Genomic DNA, 18,924 nt, shown 5'->3' on the forward strand with positions numbered 1-18,924 from the left:
AGGTTGATAAAACCGTTCAGTTATACTGCTAAAACTATGGGGAGCTCGTATCGGCGCCACTCCCCTTTTTTAAACACCTATTCATTCGATTGTCGATCAATCCTGAACGAAACTTTACAAATTGCTCCATAACTCGTAACTTGACCATTATTCACATGTACTTTAAAATCTTTCACGAAAACGGAATCAATATTACTTACGGTTTTAGAGACTTCTGCTACTGCGTTTTTTACAGCATCATCAAAACTTTCTTCTGAAGAAGCAATCACTTCTATAACTTTGACAATAGACATAACTTTTCAATTTAAAATATATACAACCATTAGTTAATTTTCATTCCTTGAAGTAGATTACAAAAAAAACCATCGCAACCACCAATAGTATAACACTTACAACGATCATTACTACACTAAAGTCATCATGAACAATTGCAAGTGCAAAACGAAACAACATTGCCGCTGCGACAACAAAGGCAAATACGATGAGCATTTTTTTTCTATTTCTCATGCCACATTTAACTAACCCAACAAATTAAGTTCAATAACCTTTTAAGTTCAATAGCCTTGCCAAATGATCATTTGTAAGAAAAAAGGGGAATTAGGTGCCATTGGAAGCACTGAATAGTTATTTAAAGAAATTAACCTTTAGGATCTATAGCAGTAAACGACTAAAATCAACACAAAATCGTTAATTTTTAGTACATGGTAAAAACTGTTCCAAAAATGGCCGATGAGTATATTATCTGCTATTTTACAATAGCTATTGGTTAGGAAATTTGATATTAATTGTTGTACCCCGGCTTCTCTCGGAAATTACATCGAATGAGCCGTTTAACAATTTCACCTTGTCTTGGATGGTGTTTAATCCAATACCGCGCTTTTCTTTGACGTTTGGATCAAATCCCATACCATTGTCTTTCACCATAATATTAATAGCATTTTGCTCTAACATAATTTTCACTGACGCCTCGGTAGCCTTAGCGTGTTTGATGATGTTGATCACAAGCTCTTGAACGATCCTGTAAATAGCAATTTCAATGTATTTATCCATTTTATAAGGCAAGCCTATAAAATCACACTTAAAAGCTAACGATTTATTGAATTGATCACATACGTCCTGAATAGCTACTTGTAAACCGAAATCTTCGAGTATAGAGGGCATTAATTCATGGGAAATGCGCCGACTTTCTCTAATGGCAGCAGCCAATAAATGTTGCGCTTGCTGTAGTATTTTTTGCTGTCCATTCTCTTGTATGTCAATCTGTTCTAAACTCAATTTCACACTATACAATAATTGTCCTAAACCATTGTGAAGATTTTCTGCTATTCTTTTTCTCTCTTCTTCCTGTGTTCTCAGCGTGGTCATAAAAATCTCCTGTTGCTGGCGTTTTTTCAACTCCTTTTGCTTAAGTTTAAGTTGTATATTTTTATCGTACAATTCCTTTGCTTTTTTAATTTCTAACTCTACGCTTCTTCGTTCAGTTATATCTGATACCGTTACTACCACTCCATCGTTAAGCTTAACCAAGGTAATATCGTACCAGAATTTAATCTGCTCCCTCACCGTTTCATACTCAAAGTGCAACATTTCTCCGGTTTCAGCGACCTGTTTGCATTTCGAGAAAAGTACTTTATCCCTAGGTATTGGTAGACGCTCTGTTAGTTGCGATAAACGCTTACCAACTATATCGCCATATATATCTTCAACTAATTTATTAATGAGTATCCAATAAAAATCAATTATAATGCCATCATCACTCCTTATAGCACGCAATACTTGTATGGCATCCTTTGAACTGTTTAACGTCGCCTTTAATAATTCGCGACTTTCTTTTAATGCCTGCGTCCGCTCGGAAACCTCTTGTTCCAAGCGAGCTAAAAATTCTTTTGATAATAATTCCGCCCGTTTACGTTCAGATATGTCGTTGAATAATACCGCAACTCTACCACTTGCTTCAGTCATGGGAAAAGCGTACACTTCATACCAAGTACCTTTCCGCAAAAAGTCAGCCTTCTGTTCAAATTGTACAGCTTTCTCCAAAGCTGCAACCTTACCATAAATCTGGAACCAGTGCTCTTCATGCAGGGGCTCAATCGTACGCATCGTTCGTCCTTCGGCGTGCTTAATACCCGTTTGATTTTCAAAAGCTTTATTTGTTTCAATAAATAGGTAATCTACTGGATAACCACGTTCGTCCCAAATCATTTCGATAATGCAAAATCCCTGGTTAATTGAATTTAACAGTGCTTGATAACGGTCTGTTACATGTTTAATGCGATCTATATTCGTAGTGTTAAGAGCCATCAGCAATTTTGATAAAATAAAAGATACACAAAACGCTTTGAAAAAACAGGCGTCACAGGTTTTTTGTTTACTAGTGTAAGTATGGCTATTAAAGAATTAGCAATTCCCTAAAGCCCTTGAATTATTTCAAACACCATAAGGAAGTATATGCTGATTAGTCCCGTGCTATGCTATTCTTAGTGATCTTTCAAAAAAAGGCCTGGGTTGATCTTCTTGCCATGACGTGTAATTTCATAATGTAAATGCGGTCCTGTTGACCTTCCCGTAGATCCCACTTTTCCAATGATGTGCCCAGCGTCAATCATCTGGTGAGGTTTAACTTGGATAGCAGAAAGATGACCGTAAAGTGTTTCAAACCCTTTATCATGTTCAATTACTACGCATCTCCCATATCCACCTTTCCAACCAGCAAACAAAACTTTTCCCTGTGCCGGAGCCTTCACGACGGCGCCTCTTTTTGCTTTTATATCAACACCACCATGTGCTTCTATACCTCGTTTCGAAAAAGGGTTGCTTCTTATACCGAAAACGCTAGTTAGAGGCCCTTGGATAGGGTAACCTAACGGGACGTTCGACAAATCGCGATGTAAACTGTCTGCATAAAAGTTATACTGATCTAATACTTCTTCGATATTATCGCCGGTTAATTCCTCTGAAAGACCGCCCTGTCCACCTTCGGCGGTCACCCGCTCAATTCCTCTTTTGCTCAGGTACGTATTCACTTTTTCCATCTTCCCTTCCAACTCCTGCATTTTAGATTGTACAGTTTCCATTTGTTTAGGATACTCCCGCGCTTCTTTCAGTTCACTCTGAAGGCGCTCACTACTTTTCAAGAGAAAATAATTATGGGAAGCAAAGAACAAAACCGCAACGATCAAAAAAACACTTAAACAGATAAATGCTAATATTAACCTTCGCCAGTAAAGTAATAGACCGTAAGGAACACTTTTAATTTTTTCTGAACTGGCATGTTGATCGAGCACTAGCACATTAATTGGCTCAGAAAGAGACTGCCGTCCTTTTTTCTTCATAAATTCTTTAAAATTTTGGTTCCGGTTGATTCTTCAATAAACAGCACCATATATTAATTCGACTTCTTCCAAGAATTAAACGTCAATAAACAAATAATATTATACCGGCCATCATATAACCAATTCGAGGGTGGTTTCCTCGCCGTAAATATGCTGTTTCAAAATCGCTAGTTTATATGTTGGGGAAAATCGGTGCGCTTTAGTTGGATTTGCTCATGGGTAGCAATGGATACAGCTCTTCCATATGGCCAAACACCTTAACTCCAGCGCTGCTTAATTCACCAACGTTATATCCATTTGTTAACGCCAGCACCTGAAAACCTCCATTCACCGCAGCTTCAACTCCAGCCAAACTGTCTTCGATTACAACACATTGAGCTGGCTCAAATCCCATCATCCTAGCTGCATGTAAAAAAATACCGGGATCAGGTTTCCAGGTATTAACTTCATAAGCGCTAAAAATTCTATCATCGTTAAAATAGGGCCATAAACCTGTAAGCTTTAAGTTAAACGCTACTTTTTCACGTGGGCCATTAGATGCAACACAAAAAGGTATTTTGAGCAATTGAATTAAACGTTCAACACCGTCAATGGGTTTAACCTCTATTTTAAACCGCTCGTATGCTTTAAGCCTAAATTGCTGCTCAAAGTTTGCCGGGAAGGGTGATTGAGCAGAACACTTCAATACATCTATCGTTTCTTCAATCTTTTTACCACTAAATAAGCTAACGCCTTCATCAACATTTATCTTTACACCAAACTCGGCAACCATTTCCAGTAATACGGTAATCATTGTCGTTTCTGTATCTACCAATACGCCGTCACAGTCAAAAATAACACATTGCACATCTAACATACTATCATAGTAAGCACACTGCTATAAAAATTCCAGTCCATTCAGCTAATATAACAATTAGTAACAAAAAGGTATTGACCATTTGATAATATTAGTCAAAACATTAGTTTTGTAAGTGAAATTTTAAAAAGCAAAGATAGCGTTTAAAAATACTTAGCATGCAAACACTTTTCATGAATAACCTATATTGTTTACGCAAAGAAATTATGTCTGTTGCGCTCACACTTTTTGTCAGACAGGGATCAGACAAAACTACAATGTATGAGATCGCACAAAATCTAGGCATTACAAGTATCCAGTTAAAATCACATTTCAATAATAAGTTTGAGCTGATAGTTGCAATAGCTGAACAAATCGTTATGCACGAGCAAAACAAAATAAACAGCCTGATTAAACGCGGTACACCCGTCTTGTCATCTATTTATCAATTGTTGGAGATAAAACATCAAACCCGGATGCAGTATGCCGGCGCCAGCCTCTTTCATTATGCCAACAAAAATGAATTATCTAAACAATTGATGAAGCTTATCAAAGTAGCGGAGGTTAAACAAATTTCTTTGTTATTTAAAAGAGCTATTGACAGACAGGAGTTGACAGTTTTTCATATTAAATCTACTTCAGAACTATACATAGAAATATTGCACGGAATGGCCATCAAACATAAAAAGCCTACAATCAAACATCCTATTAATCACGATTACCTTGAGCATTTACTTGTTTTACAGAAAGAAACCACCAAAATATTTGTAAATGGACTGCGACATCCTTTACAACAACCTCATGCTATATCATAGTTTCCGGGCTACCAAAAAAGCAAAGTTTAGGTTTTAAAAAGATTCTTTTCAAGTTATTACAACCCATGGGAATGTTATAGGGTTTGAGAAAATCGAAAACCAATAGTATAAATCGACATGCCTAAAGTCCAAGTTGCAAAGCATATATAAATTCGCTAATTTCAATATAAATCTAATAATGAATACTAGCTACGGTAGTAATAGTACAATATGTATACTTATTACAGAAAATATCTTTGCCTATTTATATTGCTAATAACAGCATATCAAGTACATGCGCAAAAAAACACTTTGTATAAGATTCAAAATCAATTAGATACGTTACTGAACATCGTACCCCTAGAAAAACTGTACCTCCAATTGGATAAATCGGATTACCTCCTAGGTGATACCATTTGGTATAAAGCCTATGTTATGGATGGTACATTTAGTACGCCATCACAATTGAGTGGCATTTTATACATAGAGCTATCAGATAATCAAGGAAATATAGTAAAAAGAGCTAGACAGATGCTCTTTGCCGGATCAATTTACGGCGATTTTTATCTCGATCCAACGACATTAGCACCCGGGCAATTTACTTTGAGAGCTTATACGCGATGGCTCCAGAATTTTGGAAAAGAGTATATTTTTGAACAACACATTACAATATCAGGAGATTTTCGACAAGAGTGGACAGTTGATCTCGCACCGCATACGATAGACGATTCGTCAGGTAGACATGCGATACACATGCAGATGAAATTACGTAACATTAATACAAAACCCTTCCAAACAAAGCCTGTTGTGGTCAAAATACAAGAAAAAGGCAAAAATCTATTCCGTGAAAAAATTGTTGTTGATACCTCTGGAATATTATCGCTCCATTTTAATCTGCCAAAAAAGCAGAACCTATATCGCGCTGAGGTCATGTTATTTGAAGAGGACATACTTAAAGCCCAATTTGCATTAAGTGAAGGCATGCCAGAAAAACAATACGATGTACAGTTTCTTCCCGAAAGTGGACATTGGCTGGCCAACGCATCAAATACGCTTGGAATAAAAGCTATTGATAGTCAAGGAAAAGGTGTTGCCGCACGGGGTATAATTTTGAATTCGGCGAATGAACGGATCGCCACATTTTCAACTAAACACAAAGGTATGGGCAGGGTATATCTTCCGCCATTGCCTGTTGACCATTACCGCGCCAGGGTTGATTTTGCTGACGGACACCAGCATGTTTACGAGTTACCTCCTCCCATAGTTAACGGCGTTATCTTACAACACGGCGCAACATCATCCAACCGGGATTCCATTCATTTGAAAATGGTATCTTCAGAAGAATTTTTGTCGCAAAATGGCAGTCAACTGCTTATAGGTCAAGTAAGGGGCATTATGTGTTATGCAGCAGTTGTAAAAACGATCAACACCACCTTTCAAAGCTCCATTCCCAGAGCGTATTTTCCGGAAGGCATCATTCACTTTTCGTTGACAGCAAGTGACGGTAGTATCCTAGCTGAACGCATGGTTTACAATAGCAAGCCCAAGCGACCTATAACCGCTATTATCCAGACACACCGGCCAACTTATAATTTAAGGGATAGTGTAGCTTTATCGGTATCAGTAAAGGATAGTTCAGGCAAAGGTGTCGTAGGCAACTTTTCTATGGCTATAACAGACAATAGTCAGTATAAAATAAATAAATGGAATCAAAACATATGGAGCAGCTACTATTTGGGCACAGAACTGCGTGGAGCGATAGAAGACCCAGGTTATTATTTTTCTAAAAAGGAGGAGGTTGCGGAGGCATTAGACAACCTCCTCCTTACGCAGGGATGGGTGCGCTATGACCAGACTCTTCTAGAAAAAAAAGCCTCCTTTGCATATGCCCCGGAACCCTCGTTTAAAATCAGTGGAACAGTACGAAATGCTTTTGGAAAAGCAATAGAAAAAAGCCACCTCGTATTGCTTTCCACTGGAAAGGTCAATTTAGTTGTGGATACCTTGACGGATGAAAATGGTAGATTTGTTTTTGAAGATTTTCCACCCTTTGACACTGTGGGTTTTGTTATCCAAGCTCGTAATAAACGAGGTAAGAGTTTCAATATAGGAATTGATTTAGATACCGACGCCGCCCCCCCGAAATGGTCACCATCGGAAGTAGCAGAGCCATCACACAGCTGGTTTGTGAACCTTGACACCAACTTGCAGCAACGTATTATTGACCAACGTGCCTACCAAAGGAATCTACGAACACTTTTGCATCAGGCCGACCCGAATACTATTATGCTTGAAGAGGTAACCATTACAGAGAAAAAAATAATTAAAGGTTCTAAAAACCTAAACGGTCCGGGCGAGGCCGATCAGTTATTGGGGGAAGAGGACATGGTTACTGCAGGGTCTAAATCGTTGTTAAGTGTCCTTGAAGAAAAAATTAAGGGATTTCGTGTGGGGTTCTATCCACGCAGGAACGGGCGCCCAGAGTTTATGGTAAATGACAAAAAGGCACGCTTGATTTTTGATGGTATCGATCTAGAGTTCTTTTACGATCCGGAAACGGCTGTTTCCCAAAACGACCATCTACTTTTTATGAAATCCTACCTCGAACATTATGCAGGTGAAGATGTGCTTGGGGTAGAGATTATGTATAATCCAAAATATAACAGTGCTTATAATACACGTTTTCTATCGGCACAAGAGTTAATGAATATCAGTCCTGTTATAGGTACTGATCCAGTATATATCGAAATCACCACCCGTGGCGGAAGCGGTCCGTTCATGCGGAAAACACCGGGTGTTGTTCATTTTAGGCCTATGCCTTTCAGCTGGCCTAAAGAATTTTACCGACCGCGATATACCACTGACAATAAACAGTTGGCCATAGAAGATCTGCGCTCTACTATCCATTGGCAACCAATGATGATAACAGATGAAGATGGCAAAGCCACCATAAGCTTTTATACTTCAGATCGTCCGGGAACTTATACTATTCGTATGGAAGGGGTAGACAATGACGGCAACCTTATCACCACCCAGCAGGAATTAACAATTGATGATAAAACAGCAAAAAAGTAAAATTATTTCACAATCACTTCATATAACGTATAACTTTCAATATGTTATAATTTAAGTTATTTCTATCCGTTCACCAGTTTGCATGGCACGATAAATTGCCTGTAAAATCTTAACATCTTGCTTACCCATCTCACCGGGAACCGGTGTATCTCTTTCCTCTTTTACAGCGATTGCAAAATCATCCATTTGTAATGCCTGTTGGTTAACGTCCTCAAAGTCCATTTTACCTTCTGATGTTTCTCCCTGAATGCCACCATACCCATATGCAGGTGATAATTCAAACCAACCATTAACAGCCTCCGCTCTCAACAGGTTCATACCCTCACTATAACTGGTTTTACACTCTGCTATCAGATTACCCGGGAACTCCATCTGCCAGATGAGTGATTCTTCTACCTCCTTATATTTATCAGGTTGTGTTTTTTTGCCCTCTTTTGCGCTAACGGCTATCGGTTCCATACCGGTAACATAACGCATAGCCTGTATACAATAAATGCCGACATCCATTAAGGGGCCTCCACCGGCCAACTCTTTATCCAATCTCCAACCTCCGGCACTTCCCATACCGTTCTCCCCCACCATTTTTTTTATCTCACCATAAACTTTCTCTTGTCCCAAACGCATCATCTCTCGATTATAAGGTTCAAAATGTAAACGGTAACCAATGGAAAGCATTTTCCCTGCGTCTTTACAGGCTGAAATCATCCTATCACAGTCTTCCACCGTCACTGCCATAGGCTTCTCGCAAATAACATGTTTCCCAGCCTTGGCTGCCCGGATAGTATATTCGGCGTGCATAGAATTGGGCAAAACCACGTATACAATATCAATAGCCGGATTGTCTTTTATGGTATCAAAGTTTTCATAATCGTAAATATTACCCTCGGGGATTTTATATTTATTTTTCCATTCATCGATTTTATCTGGACTACCAGTTACGATGCCTGCTAAATAACAATGTTCTGTTTCCTGTAATGCAGGAGCTAATTGTCCGCCACTATAACCTCCAAGCCCCACCAAAGCCACACCGAGTTTTTTTCCCTCTTTCTGTTTCATCTTATTTTCATCTGCCTTTTCCGTACTCGTCGTCCCACCGCATGACACTAGGCTAGTCATCGTTGACAACACTATACTCCCGACCCCCCAGCGGGATACCTGAAAAATAAATTTTCTCCTGGAAAAAGGGTTTTTGATAGTGTGTTTTTCATTGATTCTCATAATTTAATCTATTAGTAGACGGTTTTTAATTCCATTTAATACTGTTCTCCTAATCAACTTCACCAAATACCAACAAATGACCCCGGAGAAGGTTTATTTATTCTTTGATTAGTGTCTTTCAGTGGCCACTTCATAAAGGTTACCGGATAAAATCTTCAGAATTCCATATTCATCAGATACTAACGGCATTACCACTGCCTTTGGTTATAAGCTGCATTCCAAAAGTCAAATTCCAAATGGGTTGCTGTTATAAATGCGGTATCCATCCTATTTATTATCGGATCAACAGTAGCTTCTGCTGCGCGGTCGCATATTTGGATGGCATTTTTAACGACTATGCCAAATTCCTCACCTGCATATGTATCGATCCATCGCTGATAAGGATTAGTAATAGACGACCGGTTGTTATAGATATAATCTCCCACTTCCTTATATATCCAAAAACAGGGTAATACGGCGGCCATTCCCACTTCTACTATGTCCAAGGCAGCCGTGCACTTCAAAAAGTGTATATAATGGTGGCAAGCGGGTTCTATTTTACCTCTGCCTTCCAACCCAAATTCCCGGAAATAGGACTCGTGTAAAGCAGCTTCCACTACAATGGCATTTTCAGCAAAGCGCATAAATGCTAGCGCATCTGCGGTATCCAAAGCCCGCGCACCGATAACGGCTAATGCCCTACCAAAATGCTCCAAATAATGTGCATCCTGCGCCATATAAAACTGGAATTTATCAGCGGCCAAAGTGCCATCCATTAACTCTAAAATAAACGGCATTTCAATAATTGATTGATAGATGGGCTCTATCTTTTTCCATGCACCTTCAGACCAACTCATTCTTAATCAATTTTTGGGGATCAAAAAAATGGTTCAATGGACCGTTACCTTTACCTATTTGCACGCCTATAGCATGATATATAGCTTTATGAACGTAAGATTGCCCTAACGACACTGCTTCCAACTGTTTTTGTCCCTGAGCGATGTAAGCTGCAACAGCAGACGATAAGGTACAACCAGACCCATGGGTATTGTTCGTTTGAAATTTTTCAAACTCAAAGACGTGAATATCGCCATTGGCTTCAAAATATAAAGAAGTTATTTTTGGTAAATCCAAATGCCCCCCTTTTATTAATACAGCCTGACAACCAAACTTTAAGATCTTCTCTCCAGCCAAGTACATATCGTCAACTGTTTTGATCTCCATTTCGGCCAATATACTTGCCTCATCTAAATTCGGTGTAATGAGTGTGGCTACGGGAAACAACCTGTCTACAATATCTGCTACAGTTTTCTCTTCGATAAGTCTATGGCCACTGGTAGCCACCATCACCGGATCAAATACGATAGGCGTGCTGGGATAATGCCTGAGTGTATCTACGATGGTTTTCACCAATTCACTGGTATGCACCATTCCAATCTTTATAGCAGCTGGAAAAATATCATCCAGTATGGCTTCTATCTGTTCCTGCACGACTTCTGTTGGAATAGGATAGATACTACGAACGCCTTGCGTATTTTGCACTGGTAAAGCCGTCAGCACAGACGTCGCATAGCAACCTAAGGCCGAAAAGGTTTTGATATCGGCTTGGATACCAGCTCCACCGCTACCATCAAAACCTGCAATAGTTAAAGCCGAGGGATATTTATACTGTTTAATCATGATGTTAATATCTTTGTTTTTAATTCAATGGCAGCCTGTCGCGGATCGTCAGATGTACAAATAGCCGAAACCACCGCTATACAGTCTGCTCCTGCTTTCATGACACTCGACACATTTTCCAGGTGCATATTCCCAATAGCGATCAAAGGCTTTTCGGTTAATTTCCTGATCTTTCTCAAACCCTCTATCCCCCATTCGGTAACGGTATTTTTTTTTGTTTTTGTATTGAAAACCGGACTGACCCCAAAATAGTCGGCTGCTGAAGCTTCTTCGTTTAAGAGCTGAGTCAAATATTCTATCGAATAACCTAAACTTCGACAACTGTGCCACTTCTCGCGGACCACTATCGGCGAAACATCATTCCTTCCCACATGAATTCCAAATGCACCCACACGCATGGCAACGGTTAAATTATCATTAATAATTAGTGGAATATTGTATTTATCGGTAATCGCCTTCAAAGACATAGCCTTCTTAAAATAGGTCGCAGTATCGATATTCTTTTCTCTAAACTGTATAATATCTACACCGCCTCGAATCGCCTCTTCTGCAACAGCTAAGTAATTGAGCTTCGTACAACTTTCTTCCGAAATCACTAAATACAATTGATAAGGAAATAAGGGGTGCCTAGTCATTAAAATGAATCCTTAAATGGTTGTTAAATTCCCTTTCCGTGAGATTGTACAATTTATCTAACAACAAAACCTGTAAACTCCCCGGCCCATTACATTGTTTAGCAGCGAGCTCTCCGCAGATACTGAATAAAGCAGTAGCGGCCGCCACTGCTTCAACCTTATCATCGACAACTGCAACAAATGCTCCGATGACTGCAGTTGCAGAGCAACCCAACCCCGTAACTTTGGTCATGAGAGGACTTCCGTTAGCAATAGTAATAAGACGATTTTCACTTACAATAATATCCTTTTTTCCTGAGACACATACGATTGTTCCATAACGCTGACATAGGTAGCGCGCAGCATCTATGGCTTCATCACTTTGCACAGTACTATCTGCTCCTTTCGTTTTCGTAGCGCTTACCTTTGCTAGTGCTAAAATCTCGGAGGCATTGCCCCTAATCACTACCGGTGCCTGCACTAACAGCTCTGACAGTATTTTGTCGCGAAAAGATGTTGCCCCAGCCCCAACCGGATCTAAAACCCAGGGCTTACCAAGTACATTAGCGGCTTCAACGGCGAGCGTCAAAGCCTGGAAAATATACTCGTCAATAGTGCCTATATTGGCAACTAATGACTGACAGATACCCACCATTTCTTTTACTTCCTCATGGGCGTGAGCCATGATAGGAGACGCACCTACTGCAAGCAAAGCATTCGCCGTATTGTTCATTACTACGAGGTTGGTGATACTATGTATTAAAGGGGATACCGATTTGACGGTTTGAATATGTTTCCAAAGGCTATCTTCCATAATTCAATAATAAAAAGTTAAAAATGGCTATAGTTTTTCCTTTGGAATCTTATCGCTTTTCCCTACGACGGTATCAACCATATCAGGTTCAAAGGGACTGTCTCAATTCATTAAAGAATACCCCTAAAGCCAATACAAACTTATAAAAACTTGTACTCATATACAAATAGGCATCGTTTCGCTTCCTTTTAATTCACCCTCTGCTTTTCCCCTTATACGACCGTCATGTAGTATCAGCTTAACCGCAACATGATTTCCCTTATTATCCTTTAAAATTCGACTCGCGCACGTCCGTCGGCTAGCCCCTTGTATCATCTACAAATCATTAAGTAATAGGCAGCTAATATTTCCGAATAACACATTTAATAGAACGGTCAAAGGCAGAATTCGAGAAAGCCTAAGCAACCGATTTTAACTGTAAAGCCTTGCTAGACGACCGCAAACCTGCATTAAACTACCGAGATTAAACAACATACATAATTCAGGATTGATACCAACTAAGACCTAACTAACTTCTACCATCAATCGTCTTGTTCATTGCTTTTTACTTGGTTTTATCTTACTTTTTCCTGATAAATTCTCGGATAATTTCCGATAAAATGCTGATCAACCCTGATAAAAGGCAGCTGTTACTTAGAAAATGGTTGCTTGTTGGTTGAGGGAAAACTTTAAGGCCTACACGATCGTTATTATTCTAAAATTATTAAAAACTGTCAATATCATTTTAATTTATGACACCATTTGATCTCTTTAGTCTTGAAAAAATCAATAGCAGCGAAGAAATACTGGATTTGTTAATCGCAAATAATATTATCAAGGAAAAGAAATTCAGAAAACAACTCGCCTACGAAAAGGAATTATCGAAACTGCAATTTGAACTGCTTAAATTGCAGCAATACGTTATTGAACATAATAAAAGGGTACTGCTAATTTTTGAAGGTCGTGATGCCGCCGGCAAAGGAGGTAGCATCAGTAGAATGATTGCGAAACTTAATCCAAAAAAATACCGGGTTGTAGCTCTCCGTAAGCCTACCGAAGACGAGCAATTGCAGTGGTACTTTCAACGCTACATCAAGCAGTTGCCTAAACAAGGTGAGATCGTTTTCTTTGATCGCAGCTGGTATAACCGAGCAATGGTTGAACCGGTCTTCGGCTTTTGTACCAAGGAACAGTATAAGCAGTTCATGGCACAGGTCAATGAGGTTGAAAGCCTACTAATAGAAGATGGCATAATCCTGATTAAATTCTTTCTTACTATCTCCAAAAAAGAACAAGAGGGTCGACTAAACGAACGTAAAGAAGATCTACTAAAGCAATGGAAGGTAGGTCCACTGGATGAAAAAGCACAGGATAAATGGGAGGATTATGCACATTATATTGATAAACTATTACAACAAACTTCTACCAAAAAGGCGCCCTGGATAGAAGTTAGAACAGATGATAAGAGGGCGGCACGCCTGGAAATAATAAAATATACCTTAGGCCATATCGAAGGTTACAAAGCAGATAGTGCTATAAAGAACGATAAAAAAATAGTAATGGCACATACCTAAATAGGATACTGTGGCCAAGGCTGTATATTTGACAACATGAGTATACAAAAGAACAACGTGGCCATCGTTGGAGCAGGTATTGGCGGATTGAGCACGGCGCTTGCCCTACAACGACAGGGTACGAATGTTACGGTATATGAGGCAGCGCCGAATATTAAACCTATAGGGGCCGGTGTAGGTTTGGCGGCTAATGCAATCTTGGGCTTGGAAAAGCTGGGAGTTGCAAAAGAAGTTATCGGAAGGGGTAAACAATTAACTGCTTTGCAGATGTTGGATGATCGAGGCAAAATAATTAGCGATCAGAATACTGCGCTTTTGGGTAGTCAATTTGAAGAGAATAACCTGGTAATTCATCGTGCCGACCTGCATGAAGTACTTTTGCAAAAAATTAAGCCAGTATCAATAGTGCTGGGTAAACGCTGTACAAATGTGATGCAACAAGAAAATCAAGTTTTGGTAAGCTTTGCTGATGAAACACAGATAACTGTCGACTTACTAATAGCGGCCGACGGCATTCACTCCGTCGTTAGGCAACAGTTAGTTCCTTCCAGTACTCCCCGTTTTGCAGGTTATACCTGCTGGCGGGCAGTCATAGAAAACCCAGGAATTAACTTAAACAACATGGTTTCTGCTGAAACTTGGGCCATAGCAGGCAGGGTTGGTATATCTCCTTTGCCAGGTAATAAAATATACTGGTATGCCTGTATTAAAACGCATAAAAACAACCCTAAAATGCGACAAATGACACCGAAGGAATTGGCAAATCATTTTTCTGGTGTACATAAACCCATAGCAGAAATGCTGAATGCCACTAGCTCTGATCAACTCATTTGGAATGATATAGCAGACATTAAACCGCTTAAACAGTTTGTTTACGGGAATATTGTACTATTGGGTGATGCTGCCCATGCCACCACGCCCAATATGGGACAAGGAGCATGCCAAGCTATTGAAGATGCCGTGGTACTGGGGCAATGTTTGCAACAAAAAATCAGCCTCAAAGAGGCATTAGCCTATTATGAAAAGCGTAGAATAGCAAGAACTACAAGAATCATACGACTATCTAGGTTTCTGGGCTGGATATCGCATTGGCAGCAACCATTCTTATGTAAATTGCGCAACGGTGTTTTTCGAATCATGCCCCAAGCTTTTACAAAAAAACAATTAAAATGGCTGTTTGAAGTCGATTTTTGAAACTAACCCATAAAATTTTTTATAATATAAACTTAGATAAACTGCTTTTTTATGCTGTTTTTGTATATTGCACACAAAAGCAGTTTATTCGCGGCAATTTACTTTCTTCAGTGCTCATAATTTGCAATTATCGATGTCTCATCCTCTAAACTGCAAACCTTAATTGTAAATCAATCCGTTATGAACATTTTATCGAACTTATTTTCCGCATTAGTTAAACCACGTTGTCAACTAATAAGTATACTCTTTAGCCTAATTTTTTTCTTTCAATCATGTCTTTATGCGCAGCATGAAGAAACTGCTTATTTCCGAGATGTAACAGCCACCCATGTACCGTTAGATCCCGATGCCCATGCCTTGGATATTGCACTGTTAGATGTAGATGGTGATGGGGATTTAGACGTTATCCTTGCCTTAGAATCTCAACCAAATAGGCTATATCTGAATGACGGTAATGGAAAGCTTAGTTGGAGGAAAGACGTATTTCTCAACAAAAATCATGATACTGAACATGTACGGGTTGCCGACTTCAATCAAGATGGCATCATGGATATTGTTTTTGTGGCAGAAGACGATCAACATCATGAATATTATTTGGGAAAAGGTGATGGGAGCTTTAAGAATGTAAGTGATCGATTGTTAGCTAAAAGTGAGGGAAATGGTCTGGATGTGGGCGATGTGAATGGTGATGGTCTACCCGACATCGTAGTGGGCAACTCCGGAACTGAAGGACAGAACTTTCTTTGGATGAACGACCAAGATCGTCCAGGCTTCTTTATAGATGCCACCAGCAGCGGGTTACCACAGGTTAATGATGCCAGTCAAAGTATAAAATTAGCCGATTTAGATGGTGATGGCAACTTGGATATGGTAGTAGGTAATGAAATTCCCCCCAATCGTTTGCTAATAAACGATGGTAATGGGATTTTTACCGAGAACCCAGATCAGTTAGACCTCCCGGTTCCTTTGCATACCCGGGAAGTTCTGACGTTTGATGTAGATAACGACGGGGATTTAGACATCATATTTACCAATTTAACAAGTAATGGCGGCCCCTGGGAAAAGGACCCTCGCGTTCGTATACTTATTAATGATGGAAAAGCAAATTTTAAAGACGAAACGATCAACCGGATGCCTGCCAATAAATTCTCTACTTACGCAGGAATACCCATCGATTTTGATCATGATGGTGATACTGATTTACTGTTAAGTGCGCTCAAAATCCCTCCTTTTGAACCTATGCAGGTACAAGCTTACGAGAATGATGGAAAGGGAAATTTCAAAGATGTAACCAGTAAAGTTATTCCAGCATTAACGGTGGGCCGAAGTTGGGGTCTGGCCATTGGCGACCTTAATGGTGATGGTATCAACGATGTTCTTATTGGTGCATGGGGCTCTCAAGCGCGTTTATTATTGGGGAAGAAGGTAGGCAACCAGTAAACGAAAATTATGTCGTTAGATCATTTAGCCTAGAGAAATAGACATGCCATCTTTAGCATGCGGCCATTCAACTTCATTTAGTCTCATTAGCATTTCCGCATCAAAATGCGTCAAAAGGATTTTTTTATATGCAAGTTTATGAATGTTTTCTTTTAAGGACAAGTAATTCATATGACCGGCTGTTATGCGATCGTAAAAATTACATTCGCAAATAAATAAATCTGCATCTTTTGCGAGCATGATCAATTCATCTGTCCATTCGGTATCTCCAGAATAACTGATTATCTTATCCGCTACACCTATCCTGAGACCGTGAGGTAAACTTTCCGGTTTATGCAGAACGGGTACTGCAGTAACTGTGAGATAATTCACTACAATTTCTTCGTACTTTTTATAGCTACGAAAAATCACATTCATTTTACCCAATACATCACTCCCAGGATACAAAAGATCGAGCATTTCGCTGATCCTTTGCTCACACCCTGGGGGACTTATAACCGTAAGTACTTTTCCCCTACCATGTGTAGCCATATCCAATAGAAGAAAGGGTAAACCACCATAATGATCACCATGAAAATGAGAGATAATAATAATATCTATTTGATCTAAAGCCACGGCAAGTTGCTTCAGTCCCTGATATGCACTTGCACCACAATCAATTAAAAAATCTCCATGTTGCGTATGTGTATGGAAACATGTTTGCCTGTAACCGCCATTTGAAAAAGCATCACCAGACCCAATAACCGTAACTGTTAAGTCACTCATTTCTATATTCTTTATATGTTTGCTGAACAATGTTTTGACGATAATTGTTTCCTAAATTTCACTAAGAAAGAAAAGACCTGATCAAATTTTTTCTCCGTACAAAAGCCGTTCATGTTGCCTATTCCCAATTATTTAAAATTCTATAGAGATATAAAATAAATGTTTGCTGTCAACATATTGCAACTAATATGATTAATAAATATATTTGACGCAATCGATCAACTTAAACTTTTAGGAACAATCTAAACAACAAGCTCTCATAACAACCTTTGGTTTTAGGTAAAACAACCTAATAGTACCAAATTGAATTTAACACTATGAATCAATCTTTATCTATTTTTACGCGAAATGGAAGAATATCCGTTAGCCTATTAATTTTATCACTAGCTCTCATTCCAACTGTTGCGCTCAGTCAGGATAATTTTATATCCGGATACGTTGTTACAAATAATAAAGACACCATAACAGGTTATGTTGACTATCGAAACTGGTCGGTAAACCCCGAAAAAATAGCTTTTAAAGCCCACCTAACAGACGATAGAATTCTTTTTTCACCCCTCGATATCATATGTTTTAGTGTAGCAGGAGAGCTTTATGAAAGTGGTATCATCATTGGTAAGAAAAACGCAGGAGAAAATAATAAGGAATCTGAAAGCGGAATCCTTCGACTTCAACGTGACACCATCTTTTTACAAACGCTTATAACTGGCGAAAAATCCTTGTATAAATACAGAAATAGAGGCGGCACAAATGTGTTTTATATAAAAAGAAATGGAGATTTTGAATTGCTTGGTTATAACCAATATAATGTCCAGCAGAATGGAAAGACTTACCTTGCAAAGGATAAACAATATGTAGCGCAACTGATATCATATTTTCAGGATTGCCCTTCAATTGTAGCTGCCATACAGAGCACAAATTACAGCGCTAAATATTTAGAAAAGCTTTTCTTAACGTATTACGCATGCAAAAACGAACCTATAGCTTTTAAAAATCAAACGGAGGAGAACAAACCAAAATGGGGCGCTTTAAGTGGTATTTCTGTAACTTCGTTGAATTTTGAAGGTTATGGAAATAGCCCTTTGATAAATACCAAATTCGACCAATCAACTAACATCGCAGCTGGTGTATTTCTAGAAATATTTATCCCGAGAAATTTTCAGAAGTGGTCAATCTACAATGAACTTGCTATGAGCACCTATAAAGTAAAAGGGAACTATAATGACTTTACGAGTGGTGAGAACTACTCCACCTATCACACAACTATCGGTCACACGCACCTTAAAACAGTTAATATGATACGCTTTTCACAAGCAGTCAGACGGACATCGCTATTTATTAATGCAGGTATGACTAATGGCTTTGTCATCAACGAAACTAATAGCATGACAATAGTATCTAAATTCTACAACTCAGAAAATACCAGAGAGCAAAAAGCTTTGGAAGACACCAGAAAGTATGAACAAGGTTTGGCTATTGGCTTCGGCAGTATTTATAAAGCAATGTCATTACAGTGGCGATTAGAAAGGGGAAGTGGCATATCCGCTTACACCAATTTAAAATCCACAACCAATAGACATTACTTACTATTGGGTTACTCTTTTTGATCATATTAATAGCCATTCGAT

At 39.0% G+C, this 18,924-nt stretch carries 17 protein-coding genes and 1 riboswitch; of the genes, 6 read left to right on the plus strand and 11 right to left on the minus strand.

Annotation, left to right across the window (positions count from 1 at the left end; genetic code table 11):
• Positions 1-77 precede the first annotated feature (77 nt).
• The 5 genes from H8S90_RS20045 to H8S90_RS20065 form a co-directional block, all read right to left on the minus strand.
• Positions 78-293, minus strand: coding sequence for a dodecin family protein (locus tag H8S90_RS20045; RefSeq protein WP_187339581.1), 216 nt, complete (start codon positions 291-293; stop codon positions 78-80).
• A 40-nt stretch (positions 294-333) separates the two neighbouring features.
• Positions 334-507: a hypothetical protein gene (locus tag H8S90_RS20050; protein WP_187339582.1), complete on the minus strand. Its 174-nt coding sequence runs from the start codon at positions 505-507 to the stop codon at positions 334-336.
• 252 nt (positions 508-759) lie between these two features.
• Positions 760-2,304 carry an ATP-binding protein gene (locus H8S90_RS20055; protein ID WP_187339583.1) on the minus strand — a complete coding sequence of 515 codons (1,545 nt, stop codon included), beginning with the start codon at positions 2,302-2,304 and terminating at the stop codon, positions 760-762.
• A 176-nt stretch (positions 2,305-2,480) separates the two neighbouring features.
• On the minus strand, positions 2,481-3,335 hold the full coding sequence (locus tag H8S90_RS20060) for a M23 family metallopeptidase (RefSeq protein ID WP_187339584.1): 855 nt from the start codon (positions 3,333-3,335) through the stop codon (positions 2,481-2,483).
• Between the two features lie 199 nt (positions 3,336-3,534).
• Positions 3,535-4,191, minus strand: a complete 657-nt coding sequence (locus H8S90_RS20065; protein WP_187339585.1) for an HAD family phosphatase — start codon at positions 4,189-4,191, stop codon at positions 3,535-3,537.
• Between the two features lie 158 nt (positions 4,192-4,349).
• On the opposite strand from H8S90_RS20065, the gene H8S90_RS20070 reads away from it, so the two are divergent.
• Both H8S90_RS20070 and H8S90_RS20075 read left to right on the plus strand, forming a co-directional pair.
• A complete protein-coding gene (locus H8S90_RS20070) occupies positions 4,350-4,985 on the plus strand; it encodes a TetR/AcrR family transcriptional regulator (RefSeq protein WP_187339586.1) in 636 nt (211 codons plus the stop codon).
• A 291-nt stretch (positions 4,986-5,276) separates the two neighbouring features.
• The gene (locus tag H8S90_RS20075; RefSeq protein WP_187339587.1) at positions 5,277-8,039 is read left to right on the plus strand and encodes a carboxypeptidase-like regulatory domain-containing protein; all 2,763 of its coding nucleotides are present in this window, start codon (positions 5,277-5,279) and stop codon (positions 8,037-8,039) included.
• Positions 8,040-8,090: 51 nt separating this feature from the next.
• Here the strand turns inward: H8S90_RS20075 and H8S90_RS20080 are convergent, their stop codons facing one another.
• The 5 genes from H8S90_RS20080 to thiM all read right to left on the minus strand — a co-directional run bounded on the left by H8S90_RS20080 (position 8,091) and on the right by thiM (position 12,344).
• On the minus strand, positions 8,091-9,257 hold the full coding sequence (locus H8S90_RS20080; RefSeq protein ID WP_187339588.1) for a Gfo/Idh/MocA family protein: 1,167 nt from the start codon (positions 9,255-9,257) through the stop codon (positions 8,091-8,093).
• 188 nt (positions 9,258-9,445) lie between these two features.
• Entirely contained in the window at positions 9,446-10,093 is a 648-nt protein-coding gene (tenA, locus tag H8S90_RS20085; RefSeq protein ID WP_187339589.1) for a thiaminase II, read from the minus strand.
• On the minus strand, positions 10,080-10,916 hold the full coding sequence (gene thiD, locus H8S90_RS20090; protein ID WP_222852146.1) for a bifunctional hydroxymethylpyrimidine kinase/phosphomethylpyrimidine kinase: 837 nt from the start codon (positions 10,914-10,916) through the stop codon (positions 10,080-10,082). Before thiD ends, tenA begins: the two co-directional genes overlap by 14 nt.
• Positions 10,913-11,551: a thiamine phosphate synthase gene (gene thiE, locus H8S90_RS20095; RefSeq protein WP_187339590.1), complete on the minus strand. Its 639-nt coding sequence runs from the start codon at positions 11,549-11,551 to the stop codon at positions 10,913-10,915. Before thiE ends, thiD begins: the two co-directional genes overlap by 4 nt.
• Positions 11,544-12,344, minus strand: a complete 801-nt coding sequence (gene thiM, locus H8S90_RS20100) for a hydroxyethylthiazole kinase (RefSeq protein WP_187339591.1) — start codon at positions 12,342-12,344, stop codon at positions 11,544-11,546. The genes thiE and thiM overlap by 8 nt, the downstream gene beginning before the upstream one ends.
• A 42-nt stretch (positions 12,345-12,386) precedes the next feature.
• Positions 12,387-12,479: riboswitch (TPP riboswitch) on the minus strand.
• A 596-nt stretch (positions 12,480-13,075) separates the two neighbouring features.
• Here thiM and ppk2 point away from each other — a divergent pair.
• From ppk2 to H8S90_RS20115, 3 genes are all read left to right on the plus strand, one after another.
• A complete protein-coding gene (ppk2, locus tag H8S90_RS20105; protein ID WP_187339592.1) occupies positions 13,076-13,897 on the plus strand; it encodes a polyphosphate kinase 2 in 822 nt (273 codons plus the stop codon).
• Positions 13,898-13,933: 36 nt separating this feature from the next.
• Positions 13,934-15,091 carry an FAD-dependent oxidoreductase gene (locus H8S90_RS20110; protein ID WP_187339593.1) on the plus strand — a complete coding sequence of 386 codons (1,158 nt, stop codon included), beginning with the start codon at positions 13,934-13,936 and terminating at the stop codon, positions 15,089-15,091.
• Between the two features lie 180 nt (positions 15,092-15,271).
• Positions 15,272-16,531 (plus strand): VCBS repeat-containing protein, encoded by a 1,260-nt coding sequence (locus H8S90_RS20115; RefSeq protein ID WP_187339594.1) that lies wholly within the window; start codon positions 15,272-15,274, stop codon positions 16,529-16,531.
• Positions 16,532-16,555: 24 nt separating this feature from the next.
• On the opposite strand, the gene H8S90_RS20120 is transcribed toward H8S90_RS20115, so the two are convergent.
• Entirely contained in the window at positions 16,556-17,296 is a 741-nt protein-coding gene (locus H8S90_RS20120) for an MBL fold metallo-hydrolase (protein WP_187339595.1), read from the minus strand.
• Positions 17,297-17,613: 317 nt separating this feature from the next.
• Here H8S90_RS20120 and H8S90_RS20125 point away from each other — a divergent pair, with 317 nt between their 5' ends.
• The gene (locus H8S90_RS20125; RefSeq protein WP_187339596.1) at positions 17,614-18,903 is read left to right on the plus strand and encodes an outer membrane beta-barrel protein; all 1,290 of its coding nucleotides are present in this window, start codon (positions 17,614-17,616) and stop codon (positions 18,901-18,903) included.
• The last annotated feature ends 21 nt before the right edge of the window (positions 18,904-18,924 follow it).

The organism is Olivibacter sp. SDN3 (assembly GCF_014334135.1).
In the GTDB taxonomy this organism is placed as follows: domain Bacteria; phylum Bacteroidota; class Bacteroidia; order Sphingobacteriales; family Sphingobacteriaceae; genus Olivibacter.

Coding starts and splice junctions, on each gene's coding strand:
- H8S90_RS20070 (WP_187339586.1), top strand. CDS start 4,350: ATGCAAACACTTTTCATGAATAACCTATATTGTTTACGCAAAGAAATT.
- H8S90_RS20120 (WP_187339595.1), bottom strand. CDS start 17,296: ATGAGTGACTTAACAGTTACGGTTATTGGGTCTGGTGATGCTTTTTCA.
- H8S90_RS20050 (WP_187339582.1), bottom strand. CDS start 507: ATGAGAAATAGAAAAAAAATGCTCATCGTATTTGCCTTTGTTGTCGCA.
- H8S90_RS20125 (WP_187339596.1), top strand. CDS start 17,614: ATGAATCAATCTTTATCTATTTTTACGCGAAATGGAAGAATATCCGTT.
- tenA (WP_187339589.1), bottom strand. CDS start 10,093: ATGAGTTGGTCTGAAGGTGCATGGAAAAAGATAGAGCCCATCTATCAA.
- H8S90_RS20110 (WP_187339593.1), top strand. CDS start 13,934: ATGAGTATACAAAAGAACAACGTGGCCATCGTTGGAGCAGGTATTGGC.
- thiD (WP_222852146.1), bottom strand. CDS start 10,916: ATGATTAAACAGTATAAATATCCCTCGGCTTTAACTATTGCAGGTTTT.
- H8S90_RS20060 (WP_187339584.1), bottom strand. CDS start 3,335: ATGAAGAAAAAAGGACGGCAGTCTCTTTCTGAGCCAATTAATGTGCTA.
- ppk2 (WP_187339592.1), top strand. CDS start 13,076: ATGACACCATTTGATCTCTTTAGTCTTGAAAAAATCAATAGCAGCGAA.
- H8S90_RS20055 (WP_187339583.1), bottom strand. CDS start 2,304: ATGGCTCTTAACACTACGAATATAGATCGCATTAAACATGTAACAGAC.
- H8S90_RS20115 (WP_187339594.1), top strand. CDS start 15,272: ATGAACATTTTATCGAACTTATTTTCCGCATTAGTTAAACCACGTTGT.
- H8S90_RS20065 (WP_187339585.1), bottom strand. CDS start 4,191: ATGTTAGATGTGCAATGTGTTATTTTTGACTGTGACGGCGTATTGGTA.
- H8S90_RS20045 (WP_187339581.1), bottom strand. CDS start 293: ATGTCTATTGTCAAAGTTATAGAAGTGATTGCTTCTTCAGAAGAAAGT.
- H8S90_RS20080 (WP_187339588.1), bottom strand. CDS start 9,257: ATGAGAATCAATGAAAAACACACTATCAAAAACCCTTTTTCCAGGAGA.
- thiM (WP_187339591.1), bottom strand. CDS start 12,344: ATGGAAGATAGCCTTTGGAAACATATTCAAACCGTCAAATCGGTATCC.
- thiE (WP_187339590.1), bottom strand. CDS start 11,551: ATGACTAGGCACCCCTTATTTCCTTATCAATTGTATTTAGTGATTTCG.